The 26,265-nt window shown below is 32.6% G+C and carries 20 protein-coding genes and 1 other RNA gene; 17 read left to right on the forward strand and 4 right to left on the reverse strand.

Annotated features, from left to right (window positions below; all coding sequences use genetic code 11):
* Window positions 1-383: 383 nt before the first annotated feature.
* Window positions 384-1,448: a CotS family spore coat protein gene (locus GXK57_RS02375; RefSeq protein ID WP_160670867.1), complete on the reverse strand. Its 1,065-nt coding sequence runs from the start codon at window positions 1,446-1,448 to the stop codon at window positions 384-386.
* 360 nt (window positions 1,449-1,808) lie between these two features.
* Here GXK57_RS02375 and GXK57_RS02380 point away from each other — a divergent pair, with 360 nt between their 5' ends.
* The 9 genes from GXK57_RS02380 (at window position 1,809) to rnpB (ending at window position 11,010) form a co-directional block, all read left to right on the forward strand.
* Window positions 1,809-2,837: a deoxyguanosinetriphosphate triphosphohydrolase gene (locus tag GXK57_RS02380; protein ID WP_160670870.1), complete on the forward strand. Its 1,029-nt coding sequence runs from the start codon at window positions 1,809-1,811 to the stop codon at window positions 2,835-2,837.
* A 221-nt stretch (window positions 2,838-3,058) separates the two neighbouring features.
* Window positions 3,059-4,840 carry a DNA primase gene (gene dnaG, locus GXK57_RS02385; RefSeq protein ID WP_160670873.1) on the forward strand — a complete coding sequence of 594 codons (1,782 nt, stop codon included), beginning with the start codon at window positions 3,059-3,061 and terminating at the stop codon, window positions 4,838-4,840.
* A gap of 8 nt (window positions 4,841-4,848) precedes the next feature.
* Complete coding sequence (gene rpoD, locus GXK57_RS02390) at window positions 4,849-6,000, forward strand: RNA polymerase sigma factor RpoD (RefSeq protein WP_160670876.1); 1,152 nt, start codon at window positions 4,849-4,851, stop codon at window positions 5,998-6,000.
* Between the two features lie 133 nt (window positions 6,001-6,133).
* Entirely contained in the window at window positions 6,134-7,021 is an 888-nt protein-coding gene (locus GXK57_RS02395; RefSeq protein WP_160670878.1) for a PH domain-containing protein, read from the forward strand.
* Window positions 7,022-7,064: 43 nt separating this feature from the next.
* Window positions 7,065-7,754, forward strand: a complete 690-nt coding sequence (locus GXK57_RS02400; RefSeq protein ID WP_160670881.1) for a class I SAM-dependent methyltransferase — start codon at window positions 7,065-7,067, stop codon at window positions 7,752-7,754.
* A gap of 1 nt (window position 7,755) precedes the next feature.
* Window positions 7,756-8,559 (forward strand): Nif3-like dinuclear metal center hexameric protein, encoded by an 804-nt coding sequence (locus tag GXK57_RS02405; protein ID WP_160670884.1) that lies wholly within the window; start codon window positions 7,756-7,758, stop codon window positions 8,557-8,559.
* A 533-nt stretch (window positions 8,560-9,092) separates the two neighbouring features.
* Entirely contained in the window at window positions 9,093-9,890 is a 798-nt protein-coding gene (locus GXK57_RS02410) for a TIGR00266 family protein (RefSeq protein WP_160670887.1), read from the forward strand.
* A 21-nt stretch (window positions 9,891-9,911) separates the two neighbouring features.
* Complete coding sequence (locus tag GXK57_RS02415; RefSeq protein ID WP_160670890.1) at window positions 9,912-10,181, forward strand: hypothetical protein; 270 nt, start codon at window positions 9,912-9,914, stop codon at window positions 10,179-10,181.
* Window positions 10,182-10,637: 456 nt separating this feature from the next.
* An RNA gene (rnpB, locus tag GXK57_RS02420) (RNase P RNA component class A) lies at window positions 10,638-11,010 on the forward strand.
* A gap of 44 nt (window positions 11,011-11,054) precedes the next feature.
* Here rnpB and GXK57_RS02425 read toward each other — a convergent pair.
* Both GXK57_RS02425 and GXK57_RS02430 read right to left on the reverse strand, forming a co-directional pair.
* The gene (locus GXK57_RS02425; protein WP_160670893.1) at window positions 11,055-11,228 is read right to left on the reverse strand and encodes a hypothetical protein; all 174 of its coding nucleotides are present in this window, start codon (window positions 11,226-11,228) and stop codon (window positions 11,055-11,057) included.
* 417 nt (window positions 11,229-11,645) lie between these two features.
* On the reverse strand, window positions 11,646-11,750 hold the full coding sequence (locus GXK57_RS02430; RefSeq protein WP_160670896.1) for a helix-turn-helix domain-containing protein: 105 nt from the start codon (window positions 11,748-11,750) through the stop codon (window positions 11,646-11,648).
* Window positions 11,751-12,069: 319 nt separating this feature from the next.
* Between GXK57_RS02430 and GXK57_RS02435 the strand changes: the two genes are divergently transcribed.
* The 7 genes from GXK57_RS02435 (at window position 12,070) to GXK57_RS02465 (ending at window position 22,222) form a co-directional block, all read left to right on the forward strand.
* Window positions 12,070-13,080, forward strand: coding sequence for a site-2 protease family protein (locus GXK57_RS02435; protein WP_347709076.1), 1,011 nt, complete (start codon window positions 12,070-12,072; stop codon window positions 13,078-13,080).
* 492 nt (window positions 13,081-13,572) lie between these two features.
* Complete coding sequence (locus tag GXK57_RS02440; RefSeq protein ID WP_160670902.1) at window positions 13,573-14,691, forward strand: PDDEXK nuclease domain-containing protein; 1,119 nt, start codon at window positions 13,573-13,575, stop codon at window positions 14,689-14,691.
* 107 nt (window positions 14,692-14,798) lie between these two features.
* Window positions 14,799-15,575 (forward strand): SDR family NAD(P)-dependent oxidoreductase, encoded by a 777-nt coding sequence (locus tag GXK57_RS02445; RefSeq protein ID WP_160670905.1) that lies wholly within the window; start codon window positions 14,799-14,801, stop codon window positions 15,573-15,575.
* Between the two features lie 412 nt (window positions 15,576-15,987).
* Complete coding sequence (locus GXK57_RS02450; RefSeq protein WP_160670908.1) at window positions 15,988-17,079, forward strand: MBL fold metallo-hydrolase; 1,092 nt, start codon at window positions 15,988-15,990, stop codon at window positions 17,077-17,079.
* A gap of 49 nt (window positions 17,080-17,128) precedes the next feature.
* Complete coding sequence (locus tag GXK57_RS02455; RefSeq protein WP_160670911.1) at window positions 17,129-19,792, forward strand: DEAD/DEAH box helicase; 2,664 nt, start codon at window positions 17,129-17,131, stop codon at window positions 19,790-19,792.
* A 9-nt stretch (window positions 19,793-19,801) separates the two neighbouring features.
* Window positions 19,802-21,898: an ATP-dependent helicase gene (locus GXK57_RS02460; protein ID WP_160670914.1), complete on the forward strand. Its 2,097-nt coding sequence runs from the start codon at window positions 19,802-19,804 to the stop codon at window positions 21,896-21,898.
* Window positions 21,899-21,961: 63 nt separating this feature from the next.
* Entirely contained in the window at window positions 21,962-22,222 is a 261-nt protein-coding gene (locus GXK57_RS02465; RefSeq protein WP_160670917.1) for a hypothetical protein, read from the forward strand.
* 201 nt (window positions 22,223-22,423) lie between these two features.
* On the opposite strand, the gene GXK57_RS02470 is transcribed toward GXK57_RS02465, so the two are convergent.
* Window positions 22,424-23,320: an AraC family transcriptional regulator gene (locus GXK57_RS02470; protein WP_160670920.1), complete on the reverse strand. Its 897-nt coding sequence runs from the start codon at window positions 23,318-23,320 to the stop codon at window positions 22,424-22,426.
* A 354-nt stretch (window positions 23,321-23,674) separates the two neighbouring features.
* Here GXK57_RS02470 and yicI point away from each other — a divergent pair, with 354 nt between their 5' ends.
* Window positions 23,675-26,017, forward strand: a complete 2,343-nt coding sequence (gene yicI, locus GXK57_RS02475; RefSeq protein ID WP_160670923.1) for an alpha-xylosidase — start codon at window positions 23,675-23,677, stop codon at window positions 26,015-26,017.
* Window positions 26,018-26,265 lie beyond the last annotated feature (248 nt).

The raw sequence follows: 26,265 nt of genomic DNA on the forward strand, positions 1-26,265 counted from the left end.
AGCTATATTGTTTCTTATAGAAACAATATAGGATAATATAAGACGCATCATAAATGTTGCTGTATGCTAACATTTATGATGCGTTTTTACTTTCTTACCAACCATTACATTTAGACTGTAGTGTATTACTGTGTTAAAATAAAGTCATTGATTCCGACAATACTTTGATTTACTTTGCCAAAAAGAACCAAGATTATTAAGAAGATATATTCTTAATAATCCTGGCTCTTTGCTTTTTTTTACTGTTAAGTAAAGTATGAGATTTTTTGTTATTTAAATTAAGTGGTCAAGAAGGAGATGCTATATGAGCGAGCAATTAGCGTAAGCTCATCTAAGCATCGGATGACTGACAACTTAATTTCAACACAATACTTTAATGGAATCTAAAAACTAATAGAGTAGTACTTCTTTAAATAATTGGAAAGCTCATCTATAAAGTTCATCTGATACTCGGTTTTTTGAACTGTTTTTTCTAAGAGATTGCAGAAAGAATTTTTATTGCATTTTTTTATGTTATTATAATAGTCCTTCGAAATCCTCCAAAACTTTTGAGGAAATGATAAGTACACTAAAATATATTTTATATCATCAATAGTTAGGTTGTTTATACTACTGTAATTTTTAATACAATTTATAGCTATTTCTGCATCCCATTTTGTATTATCTCTTTTTAATAGGCGTCTTAAGTAATAAGATATATCATGTGCTATATAGTCATAGGAACATTTGTCGAAATCAATTACCCATATCTGTCCTGAATTGTCGAAAATTATATTCTTATTAACATAATCTCCATGGCAGAGAGAAGTTGTCAAATTATCTTTATTAATAGTTGAAGCTACTTCTAATGCAAACTTTGCAAGTTCAATGTTTTTATCAAAGCTGTTTAAGAATATTTTAGAGAATTTATCTTTGTGTAGATATGCAGCGTTTGAACAGATCAGTAGTTTTTGAAAGTGTTTGTTTATGGATATGTATAAATCATCATATCCCTTTTTTATTTTACTTCCTGGTATAGGGATGAAGTTTTTAGCGCAGTAGTGCATCTTTGCTAAGTACTTAGAGGTTTCTACTATGTTATCTATGTTATCATAGTCGCATTTTTCTCCTTCGACCCAGGGTGTAAGTACGAAAAGCATATCGTTGTAATTTACATATCTACTTTTGTTTATAGTGGGTAAAAACCTTGGCACATTAATGCCATTTCTATAAAGCCATTCCATAGCTGAATAAACAAAGAGTAAATCAGGTTCAGTATAATAAACTTTTTTAAGACAATAAGTATTTTTGTTATGATCAACTTTATAAACTGCCCTCTGCTTATCTGTGTTTTTTAATTTTATTTGTTCTATGGAGGCTTCTTTCAAATTGTAAAAAGGTAATACATGCTTTGCCACATTAGCTTCAGATAGGTAATAATCTGCAGTTGCAAGCGATTCTTTTGGCATAAGTACCTCCTTCACATAAATTTTCATATTATATTAATATTATGAAAGTTATTACATTATACGTAGAGTTGGTAAATTAAGGGGTTAATATTTAGAAAATTTCAAGATTTCAATAAATATGTCAACTTTAATCCGAAAATACTAGTTTTATTACGAAGTGGTACATCTATATATGATGAGTTTAGAAAATACAATTAAAAAATTAAAGATATTTTCTTTTTATTTAAATAAATACTCATATTTCTAATATTATAAATATAAAATTGTAATAGTTTGAAAAAAATTGCAAATCATAAATAGTAGCACAATTTTGAAGGATTTTAAGAGAAAGTATAGAATATTTATAAAGGAGGTGATTATATGACTATAAGAGAAAAAAATGAGAATTTTGAAAGTTTGACACTGATAAAGGAAGCTGCTTTTTCAAATAAAACTAAGGGTAGAGAGAAGCATGAAGAGTTGGATCATATAAGAACCTGTTATATGGTTGATAGAGATAGAATATTACATTGTAAGTCCTTTAGAAGACTTAAGCACAAAACACAGGTGTTTATAAAAACGTCATCTGATCACTACAGAACAAGACTTACTCATACGTTAGAAGTGTCACAAATAGGAAGAACTATAGCAACAGGAATAGGCTTAAATGAATATTTAGTTGAAGCCATAGCCCTAGGGCATGATTTGGGGCATGTTGCCTTTGCTCACATGGGAGAAGAAGTGCTAAATGAGTTTTTGAAGGATGGGTTTAGACACAATGAGCAAAGCGTAAGAGTGGTAGAAAAGTTGGAAAAAGAAGGGCACGGTCTTAATCTATGTGCTGAGGTTATAGATGGTATAAAGAATCATAGTGGCTTTACTAATGGTATAGCTAAGGCTTCTACATTGGAAGGGCAGGTTGTTAGATACAGCGACAAGATGGCTTACGTAAATCATGATATAGATGACTCAATAAGAGCGGGTCTGTTAAAAGAGGATGAAATTCCTAAGGATATATTACATATACTAGGAGTAAATAACTCAGAAAGAATAAATACTTTAGTAACAGATTGTATTGAAAATACTTTAAACAATATAGAAAAAGGTGATGTAAGAGTTTCATTGAGTGATGAGGTGGGAGCAGCCCTTACAAAGCTTAGAAACTTTATGTTTAAAAAAGTATATCTTGGAGATATATTAAAGATTGAGAGAGAAAAAGCTAAATTCGTACTAGGTCATGTAGTTGAGTATTTTATGAAGCATCCAGAGGAGATGCCTATCATATATCAAAAGATTGCTGAAGATGAGGGCTTAGAGAGAGCAGTTGCAGATTATGCTGCTGGAATGAGTGATGATTATTGTCTTAATATGTTTAATAAAATTTATGTACCTAAATTTGTGATTTACTAATAAGGAACCTTTGAAAATTATATAAATCACAAAAAAAATATTAGATATTTATATAAAAGAAGGAAAATTAAAGAAAATAACGAATAATAAAATTACTTATATATAATAAATTTTAATGAATAAGTTAAAAAAAAATATATTTTAAGAAGGATTTTATCAACTTATGTCGAATATTATAAAACTTGCAAAGAAATAAATTTATTTTAAGGTGGTAATGCTCCTTGAAAATTTCGGAAGAGCTTTTAGAAAAGATAAAAGAACAAAATGATATTGTTGATGTTGTTTCAGAAACAGTTAGACTAAAAAGAGCAGGCAGATACTATACGGGACTATGTCCGTTTCATAGTGAAAAGTCTCCATCATTTACTGTAACTCAAGATAGGCAGATTTACAAATGCTTTGGGTGTGGTGAAGCGGGCAATGTAATAACCTTTATTATGAAAACAAAGAACTTACCTTATTTTGATGCAGCCAGATATTTAGCTGATAGAGCACATATACCTATGGAAAGCGAAAGCAGCGGCAATAGTAAGATAAATTCTAAAAAAGATTTAATTTATAAAGTTAATACAGATGCTGCTAGATTTTTCTTTTCTAATCTTCAAACTAATAAAATACCAAAGGAGTATTTCTTACGCAGAGGTATTACTGAAAGCACAATTAAAAAATTTGGTTTAGGTTATTCTATTGATAGTTGGAATTCTCTTTTAAACTTTCTAAAGAGAAAAGGCTATCGAGAAGATTTCATAATTGAAGCTGGGTTAGCTGTAAAAAGTGAAAAGGGAAAAGTCTACGATAGATTCAGAAACAGAGTTATGTTCCCAGTATTTGATTACAAAGGTAAAGTAATAGGTTTTGGTGGAAGAGTATTAGATGATTCTAAACCTAAATATTTAAACTCTCCTGAAACACTAGTATTCCAAAAAGGTACCAATTTATATGGTTTAAACTTTGCAATTAAGAAAGGGATACCTGAAAGATACTTTATAATGGTAGAGGGTTATATGGATTGTATCTCTTTACATCAATATGGAATAAACAACGCAGTAGCGTCACTTGGTACTGCACTTACTCCAGGGCAAGCAAGACTTATGAAAAGATATGCCGACAAGGTTATAATTTCTTACGATGCAGACCTGGCTGGACAAAATGCCACCGTAAGAGGATTGGAAATACTTAGAGGTGCAGGCTTTGATGTTAGGGTATTGATAGTTCCTCAAGGAAAAGATCCCGATGAATACATAAGAAGCAATGGTAAAGAGGCATTCTTAAGGTTAATTGAAACGTCACAGCCTCTAATAGAATATAGATTGCTAAGGGCAAGAGAAGGAATAAACTTTAGCGATAATGAAGAACTTATAAAGTATGGAGAAAGAGTAACTGAAATCTTAGCAGATCTTAATCCTGTGGAAAAGGATGTATATGTTAAGAAGATTTCTGAAGAAACTGGTCTCCGAGAGCAGTCACTCTACGACTTATTATCGAAAAAAATGACAAAAAACAATGAATATTCACCTAACATGAATAATAAGGAAGAATTTGGAACAAAATTATATGTAGAGCCAGCTTATATTAAATCAGAAAGAAGTTTACTTAAGATTATGTCTAATAAACAATTCTATCAGTATGTTGTTGGGCATATATCTAAAGAGGATTTAATTTTAGATTCACATAAAAAAATATTTTCTATAATAACATCTCTATTTGAGGAAGGAAAAGAAAATATAGAATCATTAATTGAGTTTAGATGTGATGATGGTGACAGCTTAAAAGAATGGATACTTATAAGGGAAATTGAAATAATGATTGTAGATAATGACATAGAAATAATCATTAGTGACTATATAAATAAAATAAAAAAGCAAAGTTTAGAGAACTATAAGAAAGAAATTTTACAGAAGCTAAAACTTAATGAAGAAAAAGGGCTATTTCAAGAATCTATTAAGCTAGTAAAAGAAGCTAAAGAAGTAGACGATAAACTTAAAAGATTAGAAAGGGGTTAAGTACGGATATGGCGGAAGGAGGTATTAACATGGAAAATGTTGAAAAGGCAAGTAAGGTGAAATCAACTAAGGATAAGGTAACCGCTAAAGTTGATACTAAAGATAAAAACGCTAAGATGGTGATTGTTAAAAGACTCATAGAGAAGGGTAAGAAGAGTGGTACCTTAACATATAAAGAAATTATGGATGAGTTAGATGAAATTGACTTAAGTCCTGACCAAATAGAGAAAATCTATGAAGTTTTAGAATCCATGGGAATAGAAGTAATAGGAGATATAGCTGATTCTGAAAATATAGAAGAAGAACTTGATCTTTCAATACCAGAAGGTATTGCTATAGATGACCCTGTTAGAATGTACCTAAAGGAAATAGGTAAAGTTCCTCTATTATCATCTGATGAGGAAATAAACCTTGCTGAAAGAATAGAAGAGGGAGATCAGTATGCTAAGAAGAAGCTTGCTGAGGCTAACTTAAGACTTGTAGTAAGTATAGCTAAAAGATACGTTGGAAGAGGTATGCTTTTCCTAGATCTTATACAGGAAGGTAATCTTGGATTAATAAAAGCAGTAGAAAAGTTTGATTATAGAAAAGGATTTAAGTTCTCAACTTATGCAACTTGGTGGATAAGACAGGCGATAACAAGAGCTATAGCAGATCAAGCTAGAACTATAAGAATACCAGTTCATATGGTAGAGACTATAAATAAGTTGATAAGAGTTCAAAGACAATTATTACAAGAATTAGGGAGAGATCCATTGCCAGAGGAATTATCAAAGCATATGGATATGCCTGTAGATAAAGTAAGAGAAATATTGAAGATAGCTCAAGAACCAGTATCATTAGAAACTCCTATAGGTGAAGAAGAGGATAGTCATTTAGGTGATTTCATACCAGATGATGAAGCTCCAGCACCAGCAGAAGCAGCAGCTTTCACCATGTTAAAAGAGCAACTTATAAATGTATTGGATACCCTTACTCCAAGAGAAGAGAAAGTATTAAGACTTAGATTTGGTTTAGATGATGGAAGAGCTAGAACTCTAGAAGAAGTAGGTAAGGAGTTCAACGTAACAAGAGAAAGAATTAGACAGATTGAAGCTAAGGCTTTAAGAAAGCTAAGACATCCAAGCAGAAGTAAAAAACTAAAGGATTATCTAGACTAAAAGCACCCACCAATGGTGCTTTTAATCTTAATTAAGGATAGTTCGTTAATATTCTATAAACAATGTTAATATTAGTACTATCTTTGTTAAGGATAACCATAGATTATGATATAATGACTTTGAGGTGGTTAGAGTGGAAAGTTATAAGCCCCGTAAAGGGATTGCTATATATGAGCTCATGTTTTTTATCTTGGTTGTAGATATTGCTATATATTTTGGAGTAAAGCTATTTAACACATATACTGAAATAAGCCTTATAAAAATTTTCGCAGCAGCTTTTTCAATATACTGCTTGTTTTATATACTTCAGACTTTAAGTTTGAGATATAAAATAAATGAAGATGGCGTAGAGATAAATGCTCTTTGGGGAATAAAAAGAGTTTTTATTTCTTATGAAAAAATAGATGGCTATAATATTCAGACAGGACCTATAGAAGGTATGAATTTATCTGGAGTAGGTAAGACAAGATATAACTACGGTAGATCTGTTGTTGATAATGTTGGAACAAGCCATATGTTTGTTACTTCAAGTAAAAAAGTGCTATATATTCACACTGAGGAAATAAGCTACGGTATTTCACCAGACAACATAGAAGCTTTCTTGCAGAAGTTTAAGGAAAAAGGAATAGAAGAGAAAAACTTTGAAATGAAACTAAACAAGAATAGAGATCTGTTTAAGGAAAAAAGTTTCTTTATTCCTTTTATATTGGTAGCGCTAATTATTGTTTACATGACCTTAAACCCTTTTGTACTTTATCTTATGGATAAGCTTCCAGATAATATGCCTCTTTACTTTGATGCTACTTTCAGACCAGTTGTTCAAGGTACTGGAAAGCAATTCGCCTTCAGGCAGATGACCTATGGCGCACTTAATATGATAATACTATTTTGTATGCATTATGCAGCATATTTTTGTGCTAAATATGATAAGAGATCAGCTTATAAATATATTTATGTAGCATTACTTATTTCGGTGGTATTTTTAGTAATACAAATCAGAATACTACATTTATATTTATAAAAGTTTTCTAAGCTAATGATGGATGTATGGAAAGGTGAACTTAATGGAACTTAGTAAGAGATTACAAACTATAGTTAATAATATGGATAAATGTGAAAGTATAGCAGATATTGGTACAGATCATGGATATGTACCAATTTATTGCGTAAAAAACAACATATGCGATACAGCAATAGCTTCGGATATTAATAAAGGGCCCATAGAAAAGGCAAGACTTAATGTGTCAATGGAGGGTCTTAATAAAAGCGTAGATTGCAGGTTAGGACCGGGGTTAACCACACTGGATAAAGATGAAGTAGAGGCTTTAGTTATAGCTGGTATGGGGGGGAACCTAACCAGAGACATACTTTTAGCAGATATAGACAAGATTAAAAAGTGCTCTTTTATAATACTTCAACCTGCTCAAAATCCAGAGGTTTTAAGAGAGTTTTTATATTCTAGTAAGTTCGAAGTCCTTGATGAAGATATGTGCTTCGAGGAAAGAAAGTATTATGAGCTTTTTAAGGTGAGATATAATGAAGCAAACGAAGGCATAGAAGTAAAGGATCCTATTTATTATGAGATAAGTCCTATACTCTTAAAGAAGAAGGAAGCAACCTTTATGAATTTCCTCAAAAGAAGAATAGATAAATATGAAAGCATAGTTAAGCATATTAATGAAAATACTATTAACGCAGAGGGAAAAAAGAAGGAGCTGGAAATTAAAATTTCTAAACTTAAGGAGTTATTGTAATATGAAGGTATTTGAAATATCAAAGATAATTGAACAAATGGCGCCTAAAGTGTTAAAAGAGGATTATGACAATGTAGGACTTATGGTTGGAGATAACAATGCTGAAATATCTACTATACTAGTGGCTTTAGACTGTACCTTAAGCGTAATAGAAGAGGCTAAGAATATAGGCGCTGAAATGATACTCACTCATCATCCGCTGCTTTTTAGAAAGCCTAAGACTATAACAGCTGATACTCTGCAAGGTAGAAAGATAATAGAGCTTATAAAGAATAATATTAACTTATATAGTGCTCATACCAACTTAGACTCAGCTAAGGATGGTATGAATGACACTATAGTGGAGCTTTTAGGCTTTAAAAGCGAAAAAATATTGGAACCATCTAAAGTTACTAACTTGGAAGGTTCAGGTATAGGAAGACTAATTAAACTAGAAAATGCTATAAAGCTATCTGATTTAGTGCAAGATATTAAGTCAAAGCTGGGAATAAATAATTTAAGATTCACTGGTGATTTAAATAAGGAAGTAAAGAAGATAGCTATAATTAATGGCAGCGGACAAGACTTCTTTGAAATATCAAATAGATATGGTGCAGACTGTATCATAACTGGTGATACAACCTACCATTATGTAAGTGATTATAATGAAATGGGGATATCCATATTAGATATAGGTCACTTTGGTTCAGAATGGCCATTATTTATAAATATCTGCAACAGATTAAAAGAAAAGTTTATTGCAGTGGATAAAAACATAAAAGTTGTAATATCTAAGAGTACTAACGATCCGTATAATTTTATATAAGCAATGTAGGCAGCTTGATTTAATCGGGCTGTTTTTTTATTTAGGTTATATTAAAAAAGCACTAGGTTAAAATTAAGTGATCAGTCATCCGATACATAGATGAGCTTGAACAAAGAATCACTAATGAAGAATGTATTAGTGATTTTTAAAGCCATTATATCTGAAAAAATTATTTGATTCTAATTGCTCGCTCATACAGCATTTCCTTCATAACCACTTATTTTAAACAATATTCTTGGACATAGCCTAAGGAATAAAAAGAGATAATATATCCCTTGAAAAAGTCGCTTAACATACATCTACGATAGGAAAAATCAAAGATATATTCTGCGAAGTTCAATAGATGATATAAGTTTTATATAGATATAATAAATATTCTTGAGCAAGGAACAATAAATATATACTGAGAATAGTTTTATATTTAGTATTTTTTAGAAATAACTTAAAAATTTCTTAAAAGTGCTAAATGTATATTTTATTTGCACGAAATTTCAAATAGAATATTATTATAAATTTATAAGGAGTGATTTTTATTGAATTCACATGAGATAGACTACAAAATCTATGGTGATGATATGCAGTTTGTAGAAATAGAGTTAGATCCAAATGAAACTGTATTTGCAGAAGCAGGTGCAATGATGATGATGGATCAAACTATTAAGATGGAAACAATCTTTGGAGATGGAACTAATGCTGGAAGTGGCTTTATGGGGAAATTGTTCTCAGCAGGAAAGAGAGTGCTAACAGGCGAAAGTTTATTTATGACTGCATTCAGTAACACAGGTTATGGGAAGGCACAGGTTTCATTTGCAGCTCCTTATCCTGGCAAGATAATACCTATGGATCTATCAAAGCTTGGCGGGAAGCTAATATGCCAGAAGGATGCTTTCCTTTGCGCAGCAAAAGGCGTATCAGTAGGCATAGACTTTAGAAAAAAATTAAGTGTAGGTTTCTTTGGAGGAGAAGGTTTTATACTTGAAAAATTAGAAGGTGATGGTCTAGCCTTTGTCCACGCTGGAGGAACCATAACAAGAAAAGATTTAATGCCAGGTCAAGCTCTAAGAATAGATACAGGATGTCTTGTTGCCATGACAAGAGATGTTCACTATGATATCGAATTCGTAGGAGGAATAAAAAATACTCTATTTGGTGGAGAAGGGTTATTTCTAGCTACACTTACAGGACCAGGTTCTGTTTGGGTACAAAGTCTTCCATTCTCAAGACTTGCTTCAAGAGTCTTTGCAGCTTCAGGTATGCATGGTGGCGGCAGAAAAGATGAAGGAAGTATATTAGGTGGTTTAGGGAACTTTTTAGATGGTGATGGTCGTTAATAATTTCAGGGGTTGAGAGGTGTGTCAAAAAAGAAAAGTTACAAGCACTATCAAAGTGGCGGTAATAGTTATGATAATTTAGGTGATGACTTAAAGAAGCTAGGTAATGATATAAAAAACATATATAAAAAAGTGGATTATAAACTACCTATGAAGATAAAGAGAAGTACAAACCTTTTTAAATACCTCATAATATCAGCTATAATAGTACTTTTGGTATTTACCAGAATAGGTATACCAATTGCAATTTTAATATTGATTGCTGCACTATATATGAGCAATCGAAGATAATTAAGGATACTTTAGCGACTTTTTAATGAATATAGCCATTTCTTGCTTTTAAGAATTTTAGCAACAGACCTTCAATTATATTAAGGTTTATGCTTTATATTATATAGCTGGAAGTGGCTATAAAGTTTTAAAAGTAGACTTTTGACAGGATAATAAAATTAAATGGGGGATAATTTGATGCTTAGATGAGCTTACGCAAAGAATTAACATGATTTTGTCATATTAGATGGCTGAAACTTTAAACTCACTACGTTTGAGAATAAAAGACATATAATTATAATTGCTTGATCATATAGCATCTTCTGTTTAGCCACTTTATTTTAGCATTATTCTTAAATATTACCTGAGTTTTAAGGTATTAAAGATAAAGATATGGAAGCTGTTTCTAACATTGAGGACAACCTCCTATAAAAAATTATTTGCTTTATATAAAGTTATATGTTAATATAAATCTTGCGAGTAAGCCAGACAATCGCTGCTGACGACAGTCAGGAGAGGAAAGTCCGAGCTCCGCAGGGCAGGGTGCTGGATAACGTCCAGTCGAGGTGACTCGAAGGAAAGTGCAACAGAGATATACCGCCAGAATTCTTTTTAAGAATGAGCATGATATTTATATCATCTGGTAAGGGTGGAAAGGCGAGGTAAGAGCTCACCAGCGTGATGGCGACTTCACGGCTCTGTAAACCCCACCTGGAGCAAGACCGAATAGAGAGGCATTATGGGATTGCCCGTCCCGCCTCTGGGTGTGTCGCTGGAGCCTATTGGCAACGATAGGCCTAGATAGATGATTGTCTAATACAGAACTCGGCTTACAGACTTATCTCGCACATTGAAAACACTAGGTTTATGCCTAAGTGTTTTTTTATTTGCCATTCATTTGCCACTTCGTGTGCCGTGAACAGTATCCATCTCTACTACTAGAGAATTAGGATTATCCTCAATAAACTTAACAAAGTCATTGAAGGTTATTCCCATTATATCATTTGGTTCTTTTGCTACAGGATGTGTAGCTTTCTTTCTCCGTTTATATTTAACTTTTCTAGGCAAATCAATTTTTCTAGCTGAAAAAACATTTTTATCAAAATAATAATATAGAGTTCTTTCGCAGCAGTTTATCTAATCTTTATGATGAGTAAAAATATGAGATATTGACTGTGCTTTCAAAATAAGTGGTGAAATCACTTAATCTATCTTTTTTAGTTCATTTGAAGTTATGTTAAGACCTTCTCTAGATAATAGTTCAGCATACTTTCTATCTGCCACTTTAGCTTTATAGTAGATATTTTCAACGGTACACGTAGTGACTGTGCTACAACTGTTGCAGACATATGGGTAACGGTTAAGCTTAGTGCAACTTTTTCAATGCTGGCATGATTCTAAACTATTTTCTTTTCGTTTACTTGATTTAAGAAATATATTCTGCTTAATCTCTTTAGAGATAGTAGTCGGGTCATTCTTAACTCTTTAAGCAATTTCTTTTAATGTGTAATTTTCATCTAGCCCGTATTCAATTATAAGTCGATCTTCTATCTTAAGGTGTTTTCCTTTGCATAAATCTTTATCTGACATAATTACTCTCCTTAATATGCTAAGGACAAATATCATTTTAATTATATCAAACTCTATACATAACTAACTTCCGGTTGACTTGGAAAACGGAAGTTAGTTTTTCAATTTACGGATAAAAAATAACTGTGCAATATTATATACCAATAATTACCTTAATATGCAATAATATATTTAGGACATGTTTACTTTATTAAGAAAAATAAGAGGTAAGTGTAATGAAAAAAAATAACTTATACTTTAGTATTTTTTCTATGACTGTATTTGTTGTTTATGCAACAGTAAGTTTTATGTCTTTTAACAAAATCAAAATATATATATATTGCTTATTGGACTTTTATATTCAGTAGTTTGCGCGATCTTATGCACTTTATTACACGAATTAACCCATGCTATAGTAGCTAAGATTTTGGGAGAGTCACCTTATAACTTATATTCAATTCCTTTTACCTTTGAAAAAACAGCTGGAAGATGGGAAATAAAAGAAGTAAGCTTTGAAACCAGAGGTAAACTTGGAAGTGTAAATATTAAGTTATCTAAAATTAATTCTGAAGAGGCTTATAGGAGAAGCGTATTAAAAATGTCAATTATCAACATAGCGGGGCCAGTGGGGAGTTTAATTATGGCAGCAATACTTATAGTTATCCTTAATTTAGTGGACTATAAATTGTATTGCTTTATAGTAGCCCCTTTATTTTTATGTATTTTTATAGGGGTACAAGCTTTAGTTTTTGGAGATGGCAAGTTTGCTTATTTATATATAAAGGACAAGGAGTTTGCTTTGGTAAATTTGTTCAAACAGTACATGTACAATAACGGCGATGAGAATGAATATATGATAAATTTGCTTGTTGGGAGTTTAAGGAAATTAACAAAGGAAGAGGTTACTTGCAGTAAAAATTCATATCAAATATTGATGGGGTACTTGATAGTACAATACTTTCTGGTACACGATATTGAAAAGCTACCTCATAAAGCAAAAGGTTTTATGGATAATATGGTTTCTGAAAGGGAAAGTTTGATGCTAGAGCCTAGAATTAGCTATTTAAGCGTTCAGTTCTTTCATATATTAGTAGTTTATTTGGCACTAAAAGATAGGAAGGAAGAGGCAAAAAAGTTATTAGAGTTTTTGATCAAAGCCACAAATCATAGCAACAGTTTCTATAAATATTTAAAATTACGATCCGAGTATTTTGTAGGTAATTCACTTTCTTATAATAGTGTATTTGGAGAAATGCAATTATTTAGCGAGAAATTTTTTTATGGTAAGGAAGGCTTTTATGAAACTGAAAAGAGCATCATAAAGTTAGGGTATGATTTAAAAGAAAGGTGATAAATATTTATTTTTACTATTTAAAGTCTCTGCATCTTTACTATATTACACCATCATTCAAGGTATGAAATGAAGAGTAGTTTTTTGGCTATGTTAACTGATATTTGATATTTCATGAGTTATCCAATATTGTAGCTAAAAATATTTAATAGATTGCAAATGAAACAAATATACTAATGAGATTGTTGTTGAAAAGCGGTCTCTTAGAAAAGAAGGCTTTTATTAAAATATGTTCCATCGCTTAATTAATAAGGATAATAAAGTTTATCAATAGTGTAATAGATATGTAATATATTAGAATGTTAAGATAAAATATTAATACTAAAGTGATTGGCATACGTGGTTCAAAAAGTGTATAGAATTAATGCCATAAAAGGCAAAGTAAAACATATATGTTTTGGGATTGTATAAAATAGAAAGCTCATTTTGACGTTTTTGAAATACTAAGGGATTGAGTAGGAAACAACTAAAGCGTAGAAGTGGAGGTATACGATGCTCATTAATGAAAATGATTATTTTGAAACCATACAGACAATAAAGGAACAGATACAGTCATCACAGTATAAAGCTATAAAAGCTGTAAATAGGGAGTTTATATTGTTATATTGGAATATAGGTAATGTTATTCTTAAGAACAGTGAATGGGGCAATAAGTTTATTGATACACTTGCTAAAGATATTAAACTTGAATTTCCTAAATTGAAGGGGTTTTCAGTGCGGAATTTAAAATATATGCGTAAGTTTGCAGAGATATATAAAGATTTTGAATTTGTGCAGACAGTGTCTGCACAAATAACATGGTCTCATAATATTGAGATTATGGATAAGGTAAGATCACATGAAGAAAGAAAATGGTATATTGAAAAGACTATAGAAAATGGATGGTCTTTAAATATACTTGCAAATCAAATAAAAACCAATTTATATAAAAAACAAGTTCTAGTAGAAAAAACTACTAACTACGAAAAAAATTTATCCCGAATACAAGGTATACTTGCAAAGGAAATTTTAAAAGATCCTTATAATTTTGACTTTATTACATTTAGAGAAGATATGTTAGAAGTTGAATTTGAAAAAGAGCTTGTAAAGCAGGTTACTAAGTTGCTTTTAGAACTTGGCTCAGGTTTTGCATTTGTAGGAAATCAATATCACATGGAAGTAGCTGGTGAAGATTTTTATATTGACTTATTATTCTATCATTTGAAATTAAAATCTTATGTGGTTATTGAGTTAAAGACAGGAAAATTTGTACCTGAATATGCAGAAAAGCTAATTTTTTATCTTTCTGCTGTTGATGATATCTTAAAGACTGAACAAGATAATCCTACAATAGGACTACTATTATGCAGGGAGAAAAATAAGTTGATTGCGGAGTATGCTCTTAAGGATATGACAAAACCAATTGGGGGAAGTGAATACAAACTATTTGGAGAATTACCTGAAGAGTTTGAGAATGCTTTGCCAACCATTGAAGATCTAGAAAAACGTATAAATTGTTTTGATGGTGAAATACATGAAGATGAGAGAAAATATTGCTATGAAATTGTGCAGACACTGTCTGCACAATTTCATCAAAGTATAATATTATATACCTCAAATATGAATAACTAAGAAGTATTGCAATTTACTCTACCAATAAGTAGAATTAATCTTAACAATTAATTTTTATTAAATTACACATTCATAAGAGTTAAGCAATTTTAGAAGAGGTGGAGTAGATGTTAAAGGATAAAATAGTTTTTATAAGTGGTGCTAGCAGTGGTATTGGTGAGGCTGCAGCTGTGAGATTTGCAAAGGAAGGGGCTATACTTATACTTTGCGCAAGAAGTTTAGAAAAGCTTGATGCTTTAAAAGAGCAATTAGTGAAAGATTATGCAGTTGAGGTTCATACCTATAAGTTAGATGTTCGTGATAAGAAGGCTATTAACAGCATTTTTGAAAGTATGCCTGAAAGGCTAAAAAATATAGATATATTGGTGAATAATGCAGGTCTTGCTCAAGGTCTTGAAAAGGTTCAGGAAGAAGATATGGAAGACTTTGATGTTATGATAGACACAAATATCAAAGGTCTGTTATATCTTACTAGAAAAATAGTTCCTATTATGATTGGCAATGGAAGAGGACATGTGATAAATATAGGGTCAACTGCAGGTATAGTAGCATATCCAGGAGGTACTGTTTATTGCGCTACAAAGGCTGCAGTGAAGTTTATCAGTGATGGCTTGAGGATGGATGTAGTTGACACTCCTATTAAGGTAACTAATATACAACCGGGTATGGTTGAGACTAACTTTAGTGTGATAAGATTCCACGGTGATAAGGAAAAAGCTGATGCTGTTTATGAAGGGATTGAGCCATTAACTGCAGAGGATATAGCAGATGTAATACTTTATACTGCTTCTGTGCCTGCACATGTGCAAATCTGTGAGGTTACAGTAACTCCAACTCACCAGGCTACTGCAGGAGTAGTGCACAAAGAAAAAGTTAGTAAGTAATTTGATGAGTTATCTGAGTATATAGTGGATATATACTCACTAGTTAAAAAAGGAGCTAAATAGTTTGGTGTAGACTAGACTATTTAGCTCCTTTTGCATATGAAAACTTCTTAATAATACTGTATAGTTCCTTAAATAGCACTCATAGTTAATCTAATAATACTTTTAGAAGTTATACAATTGTTATGTAGCAATCTAAATAGGAAATATAGAAAAGGCATAATTTAAACTTGGTAATATGACTAAGTTATACTCCTATACTTTTTCTATATACATTGATATAATGGCATAAAAAGATATAAGAAAAGTAGTTCTGTAAAAGTATTTTTAAACAACTGATTCATAATAGTAAATTAGAAGTTTCTAAAATAAATAACTATAAAAGTGAATATAAAGAGAAGGGAGTAGTGGGATGGTATATATAATTATTTTTCTAGTGTTACTATGTATAGCAGTAGCCTTGTTTATTAATTTAAGTCCAGTATTCGGTGGGAAATCCAACAAAGAACTTTATAAACATCTTGATAATTACGTAGATGGAAAGTTTGTAAATGAAAGTGAAATGAAGATGAACATGGGGGTAACCAGTGGAGTTTCAATGCTTAAAGACTCTGTAAAAGATAATAATCAGAGAAAACCTATTGGGAAGATTATTGTTTCTGCTATTGATTGGGAGAAAATTAAAAGTGAAAAAGATAGTTTAACTTGGCTTGGGCACTCTGCTTTTTTACTTAGTGTAGATAATAAGAAGCTTCTTTTAGATCCAATGCTTGGAGACATTGCATCTCCGGTTTCTTTTGCTGGAAGTAGAAGATATAAATATAGTGAAAATATGTCACATATTATTGACGATATGCCAGCTATAGATGCGGTTTTAATTACCCATGACCACTATGATCATTTAGATTATCAGTCTATCATTAAGTTAAAAAAGAAAGTTTCACATTTCTTTGTACCCTTAGGGGTTGGTGCTCATTTGATACGTTGGGGTATAACAAAAGATAAAATCACAGAGCTTAATTGGTGGCAGGAAACAAGCTTTAAAGATATAAAACTGGTATTTCTTCCTTCTAAACACTTTTCAGGTAGAGGAATCTTCAATAGAGACACAACCTTGTGGGGAGGCTGGGCTATTTTTGGAAGCCATACAAGTTTCTATACTAGCGGAGATGGCGGCTATGGTGAGCACTTTAAGAAAATAGGAGAGAAATATGGCCCCTTTGATATTACTTTGATTGAAGGAGCTCAGTATGATAGACGTTGGTCTTCTGTACATATGATACCAGAGCAGTCTGTTCAGGCTCATCAAGATGTAAAGGGAAAAAATATGATACTGATGCACTGGGGAGCCTTTACTTTAGCTTTTCATGGCTGGAAGGAACCAGTAGAAAGAGCTTCAAAGGAGGCAGAAAAATCAGATGTTAATCTAATAACACCTAAGATCGGTGAAACTGTAATATTGGAATCTGATCTAAACAGGATATTTTCTCCATGGTGGAATTAAAGAGTTAGGCACTCTGTACAGTTGATTTATTAGAATAGGAGTAAAAACAATGAACATAGACGATTTAATCATATACAATAAGACAATACCTAAGAGAGCAGCAAAGTATTCTGAGTTTCCAAGTAATCTGTCACGGGAGTTAAGCGAATATCTCTCTTCAAATGGAATTGATAATTTATACTGTCACCAGGCAGAAATGTTTGAAAAGGCAATGGAACGGAATAATGTTGTGATAACTACTTCTACAGCCAGCGGAAAGACACTAAGCTTTTTATTACCTGTTATTCAGGAGATTTTATCAAACCCTATTGCAAGAGCTATTTTCATATACCCTACAAAGGCATTGGCCAGTGATCAATACAGAGCTATTCAGCCATACTTAGAATACTTTGGGGAAAACAGGATTTCAGCAGGGGTATACGATGGAGATACCACTGTAAATGAAAGAAGCAGAATTAGAAAGAATGCTAACATTATATTAACTAATCCTGAAATGATAAATGCAGCATTTTTGCCTAATCATAGTAAGTTTGGGTTTGATTTTATATTCTCTAATCTGAAATATGTAGTTATTGATGAGTTACATACCTATAGAGGTGCTTTCGGATCTCACTTGGCAAATGTATTTAGAAGACTAGGAAGAGTATGCAGATACTACAATTCATCTCCTCAATACCTTTGCAGCTCAGCAACCATAGCAAATCCAGTAGAGCTTGCAGAAGAAATCTGTGGTCAGAAATTTGTTAGAGTTGATAAAGATGGTTCACCTGCTGCAAAGAGAAAATATATGCTTGTACAACCTCCAAAGATAATGGGGGATGATAAAAAGTATTATGGACAAGTGCAGACAACAGCGGTGGCAGCTGATTTTATACCTGACTTAGTGGAGAATGATAATAGCTTCATAGCCTTTGCAAAATCAAGAAGAAATGTGGAAGTAATATTGAAGGAAGCCCGAGATAAATTAGAGACTGAAAGCTTTTTTGGTGCGTCCCTTGCAGATAAGATATCAGGATACAGGGGAGGGTATACTCCCTTAGAGCGTAAGGAAATTGAAAATAAGATGATCACTGGGGCTTTGAGTGGATTAGTTTCTACCAATGCTCTAGAACTAGGAATTGATATTGGAAAAATTGACACTACGCTTCTGGTTGGATACCCTGGAACAAGAGCTTCCTTCTGGCAGCAGACAGGAAGAGCAGGTAGAAGCGGAAAAGAAAGTTCTAACTATTTAATTCTTGATAATCTGCCTTTTGATCAATATATAGGCATTAATCCAGACTGGCTCTTTGAAAGTGGTAGTGAAAATGCAGTGATTGACAAGAATAACCTCCTTATAGAGCTTGCTCATATACGTGCTGCAGCTGCGGAGATACCTTTAACCTTGGATGATATATCTATTTTCCCTGACCTTGGAGAAACCATTCCGGTTCTCATAAGAGCAAAGGAACTTACTAATCAAAGTGGTAAGTTTGCATGGTGCGGCAACTCCTTTCCAGCAGGAGATTTTAGTTTAAGAAACATTGATAAGTTTCGATATAAACTCATTAATCAAGCGAATAATAAAGAAATAACAGAGATGGATGAAATGCAGGCTTTTCGTGAGCTTCACAGTGGAGCTATATATATGCATGATGGTATTCAGTACCAAGTTATAAAGCTTGATTTGGAAAGTAAGACTGCCTTTGCTATTCCCTTTAACGGCAACTACTATACTATGCCTGGTGGCAATACAAGTATTAGGATCATTCAAGGAAATAGAGATATGGACTATAATAGGGTAAAAGTTGCCTTTGGTGATATAAATGTGGATGAGATAGTTTATATGTATAAAAAACTGCAATTCCATAATCATCAAAACTTAGGCTTTGAGCAGTTAGAAAAGCCACTATCAAAAGATTTTGATACGGAAAGCACTTGGATAAGAATCCCTAATAACGTAGTTAAGGTATACAGAAGGTTGCTTCAGGAAAGTGAAAATGGAATGTTTATAAGAAACAATCATTTTGAAGGATTATGTTATGCTATAAAAAACGTGGCAATGATGATTACCATGACTGAGCAGGAGGATATTGGAGTTTCAATGTCAAATAACGCCATAGAGTTAAGTGACAATTTTGACGATGAAGTATATATGTTCATTTATGATAAGTATATAGGTGGATTAGGATATTCAGAAAAAGTATTTGATCTAACTAATGAGATTATTGATGGTGCTATTAAGCTGGTAGGAGGCTGCAAGTGTGAAAGTGGCTGCGCTGCATGTATTGGTGATTATAAGCTAAATAAGGCTATGGTTTTATGGGGCTTAAAAAACTTATTAGAAGAAATGGAAGCACCAAAGGATATTAAGCTGGTGGAGTATGCTGAGTCAACCTTCATTAGAAAGCCCTTCAAATTTACTCAGCTACAGGAAAAGTGGATTGAGTTTTGCGAGTATATTAAGGAAAATGGTGATTCCTTTGCAACATTTTTAAGTACGATTTCTGAGGTTGAAATAGATAATAGAACTATTACTTTGGTGTTAAATAATCCTTTTTATAAGGAATGGGTAATGGAAGAGACAAATAAAAAGAGCATACTGAATATAATTTCCTTCAATACTGATGCTCCAGCTGGAATTAATCTAAAATTAAGACTTGAAGCTAATGATGTTGATAGAAAGAGCGTAAAAAATAAATTAGAGAGAAGATATGAAGATCTTGTGGAATAGGAGGATTCCATGGACTATAAAAGAGAACTAGAAAGATTGAATGAATATCAAAGAGAAGCAGTACTAGACGAAAGTGAAGCCTGCATTGTAAAAGCAAATGTGGGAAGTGGCAAGACCACAGTACTGACTTCAAAGGTTATGTATCTTCACTATGGAAAGAACGTAAGCTATAAAGACATGATTGTTCTAACCTTTACTAATAAGGCCGCTAATGAGATAAAGGAGAGATTAGTAGCTCTTGATAGCAGTATTGAGATAGAACAGTTAGAAGGTTTTGGAACCTTTCATAGTGTTGCACTTTATTTGTTAAAAAATTCGCTACCTGTTGATAAATTAGGCTATACTAAAGAATTTATGGTTATAGAACCAGAAGAAGAGTTAGATATTGCCTTGGAAATAATACAGGAAGAAAAGCTTACAATTAAGTACAAGAATCGTTTAAAAAAGAGGCTTGAGCAAGCTTCTTCTTTGGAGAAGGAAGAGGAAAAGGTTTCAAAATATAATGATGATATATTTAAACTAGTGGATTTAATAAAAGAAGAAAAAATTAAGCAAAACAAAATGACCTTTGAGGATATACTAAGAAACGTAAATATTCTGCTGGAGCATAGTGAGGCTGCACCTAAGTGGATAATAATAGACGAAGTTCAGGATAGTGATAAATTACAGCTTGATTTTATTGATAAGCTGAAAGGTTCTAACACTAAATTATTTGCAGTAGGTGATCCAAATCAGGTTATCTACAGCTGGCGTGGAAGTACTCTCAATGTATTTTATACACTAAAGCATAAATATATGGCAAAAGAATTAACCCTTCCAATCAATTATAGATCAAGTACTTCTATTTTAGAGGCTGCTAGATGTTTCTTGCTAGATGGAAGTGAGCTGAAAGGCATGAGAGATTCAGGAAATAAAATTATAGTTAAGAATCATTACAATCCCTTTAATGAAGCTTGTTATTTAGTGGATAAGATCAAGGAATTACATAATTCAGGGATAAAGTATAGTGAAATGGCAGTTTTCTATAGATTACAGAATCAGTCACAGGTTTTTGAGGATGTATTTATAAAAAATAATATTCCTTATGAAGTATCTATGAAGAAAAATATAAGAGATATTCCAGTGCTCAACTGGATGATAAAACTACTTCGCTTTTCCATAAATCCTAAGGATTTCTCCTCTGGCTTATATGTTATTAGCAATAAGGATTATGGTGAAAGGATAAAGGAAGCAGCAGCTAGAAAGCTTTTAAAAGAGCAGATTATAGAGAAATCAGAGCTATATACCAAAATGTATAACTTTCTTATAGCCTGTTCTTCGGTAAAAGAAGCAAAGGAGATTTATAACTATTTTGAGTTGGATAAGTATATAAGGCCAACCTCAGCTAGCTATGAGGAAGATAAAGAAGCCATTTGCACTTTCCTTGATATTATCACAGAATATGTGAAAGAAAGAGAAATGCAATTCGTTGATGGGCTTAGGGACTTTGTAAACTCTTCAGCCTTGTATGGAGTTAATATATTAAAAAAAGATATAAGTAGCGATAGTGATACTGTAAAGCTAATGACCTTACATGCTTCTAAGGGGCTAGAGTTTTCCTATGTGTTTATCACAGGGGTAAACTATGGGCTGATTCCCTTACAGACTAGAGCTATGGAGGAAGAAGAAGAGGAGATGAGGCTGTTTTTTGTGGGTATTACTAGAGCAAAGGATTGGCTAGAACTTTCTTACTATACTAATCCTGATTATCACAGAGCTGTTCCTGGAGAAAGTAGATATATTCATATGTTGCCGGAGCAGTTACTACAGAGTGATAACAATAAAGGTGAAGGTATAAGCTTACAGGAGCTTAAAAAGCAAATTATAGAGGCTAGAAATAAAGAGGATAAAGAAGAAGTAGCGGTGGAAGCAATAGATGAAAAGGTTGAGAATACTGAGTCAGAAGCCAAGGTAGCTATAAGGAAAGTAAAACACAAAAAATACGGAATAGGAAAAGTTATTAATGAAGATGATATGATGCTTGCGGTTGAATTCGAAAACTACGGAGTAAAAGAATTTGTGAAGGCTTTTAGTGAACTGGAGTTTTTAGAATTTTCTGCATTATAAGTATTTATTTTTATCTATTTACTACGATAATTAATCATAAGGTCCAAGGAAGGAGTTTTATGTATGGAGGTTGAAAAAAAGGTAGAAAGGATTACTGCAGTACCGAAGGTCCGTATAGTACAGAAAGATTATAGGTTTAGAAATCTTCTACTTAAAAAGAAGAAACAGTGGCGTAACAAGGATGGTAAAGTCGCTGAAGAAAAAGCTACTGAAGATAAGGTGGATGATGACTATATGGAGAATAAAAGTTATGTTGAGGAAGTAAAGAATGCCTTAATGTACGGAGACATAGGTCATGGTGTTTTACTGGATAAAAAGGTCTAGTAATAAGAACATTATTAGAATAGTTTTTAAAAGATTGGCGCTGTTAAAGTACTGTGTTGAAATTAAACATAGTCAAAAGATTATATAACAAGAGGCTAGTTTCCTAAATAAAGAGAAGCTAGCTTTTTTGTGATATTCATCAATATAATAGGTTACACCTGCTGTTATAATAGTTTGCCAATTAGCAATACAACTTTACCACTAGCCTTGGCTATTACGATAGTGCTTAGGCGAGCAGCCAATGGTCTGGGTAAATAATCTGTTGTAATAGCTTATACTATTAAAACCAGTCAGATTAGCGATTTCACTGATTTTCTTATCTGTGCCTAGAAGCATATGACAGCTTTGAAGGATGCGATAGCGCATTATGTATTGAATTGGAGTGACCTTCATAGTCTTTTTGAACATACGACAGAACTGTCCTTCGCTCATAGGAATAAAACCTGCAAGTTCTGCTAAGGTGATTTCATAGGCATAGTTATCCTGTATATGCTGTATTACTGGTTTTAAACGTTCTAAGTTTAGTAAGTCTGCGTCTTTAAAATCACTTTTGATATTACAGTTCTTGTAGTACAGATCCCAAATTATAAATAAGTGGCTTTTTATTTCTAGCTCGTGTAACTCAAGCTCATACTCCTCATACTTATTGATATCTATAAGAAGTTTCATTACTTTAGCTTGCCAAGAATCTGGATTAGTATCTGAGTCTGCTTTTCTTATAACTTCATATGGTTCAAGGCTGCCATTTAATATAGGAAGAATATATTTTTTGCAGAAACGTGAGTTTAAGTTTTCATGAAAGAGCTGATAAGAAAAGTCAAGAGCAAAAAAGCTACAGCTTTCATTTGAGGCGGCTTTGGCAGAATGATAGTAATTAGAATTTATAAAAACATAGTCTCCAGGATGTAGAAGATATTCATGCTGCTCTATTGTAAATAAAATACTTCCTCCTGTTACGAAAAGTATTTCAAACTCTTTGTGCCAATGAAGATAGAAAAGCATATCTGTGCCCTCAGGGTAAGTAAGCTTATGGAGAGCTATTGGCAGCTCCGCAGTCCCATGAAGTATTTTTTCCTCAAAATTACGGTGTTCTCTCATAAAAAATCCCCCTAGATCACAGAAAATTTACATAACATCAAAATAGTGCAAAAAATAAGCATTATAGTTAAAGAATTCATATCTAAACATCAATATAATAACATATAGAAGGGTGATAGTAAATGTATTAGATGTAATTCTATACTGTAATTCTCAGCAATATAAAATAGGTTTCTAATAAAGTGGCTTTGCTAAAGTAACGTGTGTGAAATTAATCGCTCGCTCATATAGCAGCTCCTTCATTGCCACTTAATTTCAACAATATTATTAAACATAGCCAATAATTTAAGTTTAAAGAAATAAAAAATAATAGGGTATTATTGTTTCTTCATGAAACAATAGAAAGGGGTTAAAATGAAAGTAGCAGACGGCTTTTGGTTAAGTAAAAGAGGATATGAAGTAAACTATGCATCACAGCCTTATGAAATTGAAACAACAAAAAACTCAATAAAGGTTTTGGCAACACCATATGTTATACAGAATCGTGGAATGACATTAAGTGGTCCGAACTTAGAGATAACGTATTCATCAACTTCTGAGAATATTATAAAAGTAAATATTACTCACTTTAGAGGTAGTCTTGATAATGTTCCTTATTTCGAATTAAATGAAGATACAGGATACACACCTACTATTAATGAAGCAGAAGATTATGTTGAGTTAATTTCAGGTGATACAAAGGTTGTTATTAAAAAAGGAACTGATTGGAACGTTCAGTTTTATTATAAAGATAGGCATCTTACAGGGGGAGCATGGCGTGCCACTTCCTATATAAAAGAAAGTCAATTTTCAGCTAATGCGAGAATGGCAGCACAGGAGGATGATCAATTCTTCAACTATCCACAGGACCCAAATACATCATATATAAGAGAACAGTTAAAGACAGATATTGGGGAATGTATATATGGCTTCGGAGAGAAATTCACTCCATTTGTTAAGAATGGACAAAACGTTGAGATATGGAATAACGATGGTGGTACTTGTTCAGATCAAAGTTATAAAAATATACCATTCTATGTTTCTTCTAAGAGCTATGGAGTACTTGTAAACAGTACAGATAAGGTGTCCTTTGAAGTTATGTCAGATACAGTATCAAAAGTATCTTTTGCAGTACCTGGTGAAGAATTAGAGTATTTTGTAATTGGAGGGGAAGACCTAGAAGAGGTTATAAAGAATTATACAACCTTAACTGGGAAGCCAGCACTTCCACCAGCTTATTCTTTTGGGTTGTGGTTATCTACTTCCTTTACAACTAAATATGATGAGGAAACAGTTAATTCCTTCATTGATGGAATGGCTGAAAGAGATATTCCATTACAGGTGTTCCATTTTGATTGCTTCTGGATGAAGGAATATGAATGGTGTAACTTTGAATGGGACAAGAGACAATTTCCAGATCCTAAAGGTATGCTAAAGAGACTTCATGACAAGGGCTTAGAGATATGTGTATGGATAAATTCATATATAGGTCAGAGATCCAGGTTATTTGATATAGGTAAAGAAAAAGGATACTTCATAAAGAACTCCGATGGCAGTGTGTTCCAAACTGACTTCTGGCAGCCAGGAATGGCTATTGTTGATTTTACAAATCCAGAAGCTTGCCAGTGGTATAAGGAGCTTTTGAAGGAATTATTCAAGATGGGTGTTAACAATATAAAGACTGATTTTGGTGAAAGAATTCCAACAAAGTGTGTATATCATAATGGTATGGATCCAATAAAGATGCACAATTATTATACTTATCTCTATAACAAATGTGTATTTGAAGCTTTAGAAGAATACTATGGTAAGGATAAGGCTTGCCTATTTGCTAGAAGTGCAACAGTAGGTGGACAAAAGTTCCCAGTACATTGGGGAGGAGACTGCTATGCAGAATACTCAGCAATGGCTGAAACTGTCCGTGGAGGTCTTTCACTTTGTTCTTCAGGTTTTGGTTTCTTCAGTCATGATATCGGAGGATTTGAAGCAACAGCACCAGCAGATGTATATAAGAGATGGTGTGCTTTTGGTTTGATGTCAACTCATAGTCGTCTTCATGGGTCATCATCTTATAGAGTGCCATGGACTTTTGATGATGAAGCCTGTGATGTATTACGTTTCTATACAAAATTAAAAGGAAAAATGATGCCATATCTTTGGGCACAGGCAATTAAGACCCATGAAGTGGGAGTTCCAATGATGCGTTCAATGATCATAGCCTTCTCAAAGGATACTGCATGTAAGTATCTTGATCAACAATATATGTTAGGAGATAACCTTCTAATAGTTCCAGTAATGAATGAAGAAGGTTTAGCTGAATTCTATGTACCACAAGGAACTTGGTATGATGTAGTTACAAAGGATACTTATGAAGGAGGCAGATACTATCAAAGAAATTGTGATTACTATGAAATGCCTATCCTTGCAAGGCCAAATTCAATTGTGACCTACGGTGAGTTTGCAAACAATAATGTAGTTTATGATTATCTGCAAAATGCAGAAGTAACTATTTATGGATTAGAAGATGGCAAATCAGCTACAGCTTCTATTTACGATAGTATGGCAAATAAGCTTACTGATATAACTGCTACAAGAAGTGGTAAGGTAATAAAGGTTTCTTATGCTGCAGTTGATAAAAACTTTAAGGTAGTTGTTGCAGGAGCTGATATAACGGTTGAAGCAGCAGCAGGAAGCACCAGTGTAGAAATTAATTTATAAAAGATTATAGAATTAATAAATTGTGGAGCTATAGAGTTTCCATATAGTAACTCTTTAAAGGCGTGCCAATTCGATCCAAAACTTATTTTTAAAGCCACTCTAGTTCTGAGAGAATAATTTGAAAATATAGTTTTATTAAGGAGTGGTACATCTAAAGATGTATCACTTTAATCCGAAAACTATTTTCAAAGCTCCTCTGGGTTATGAGAGGAGAATTTGAGAATATAGATTTCAATATGAAGTGATAC

It is taken from the genome of Clostridium sp. C8-1-8 (assembly GCF_009928445.1).
In the GTDB taxonomy this organism is placed as follows: domain Bacteria; phylum Bacillota; class Clostridia; order Clostridiales; family Clostridiaceae; genus Clostridium_AR.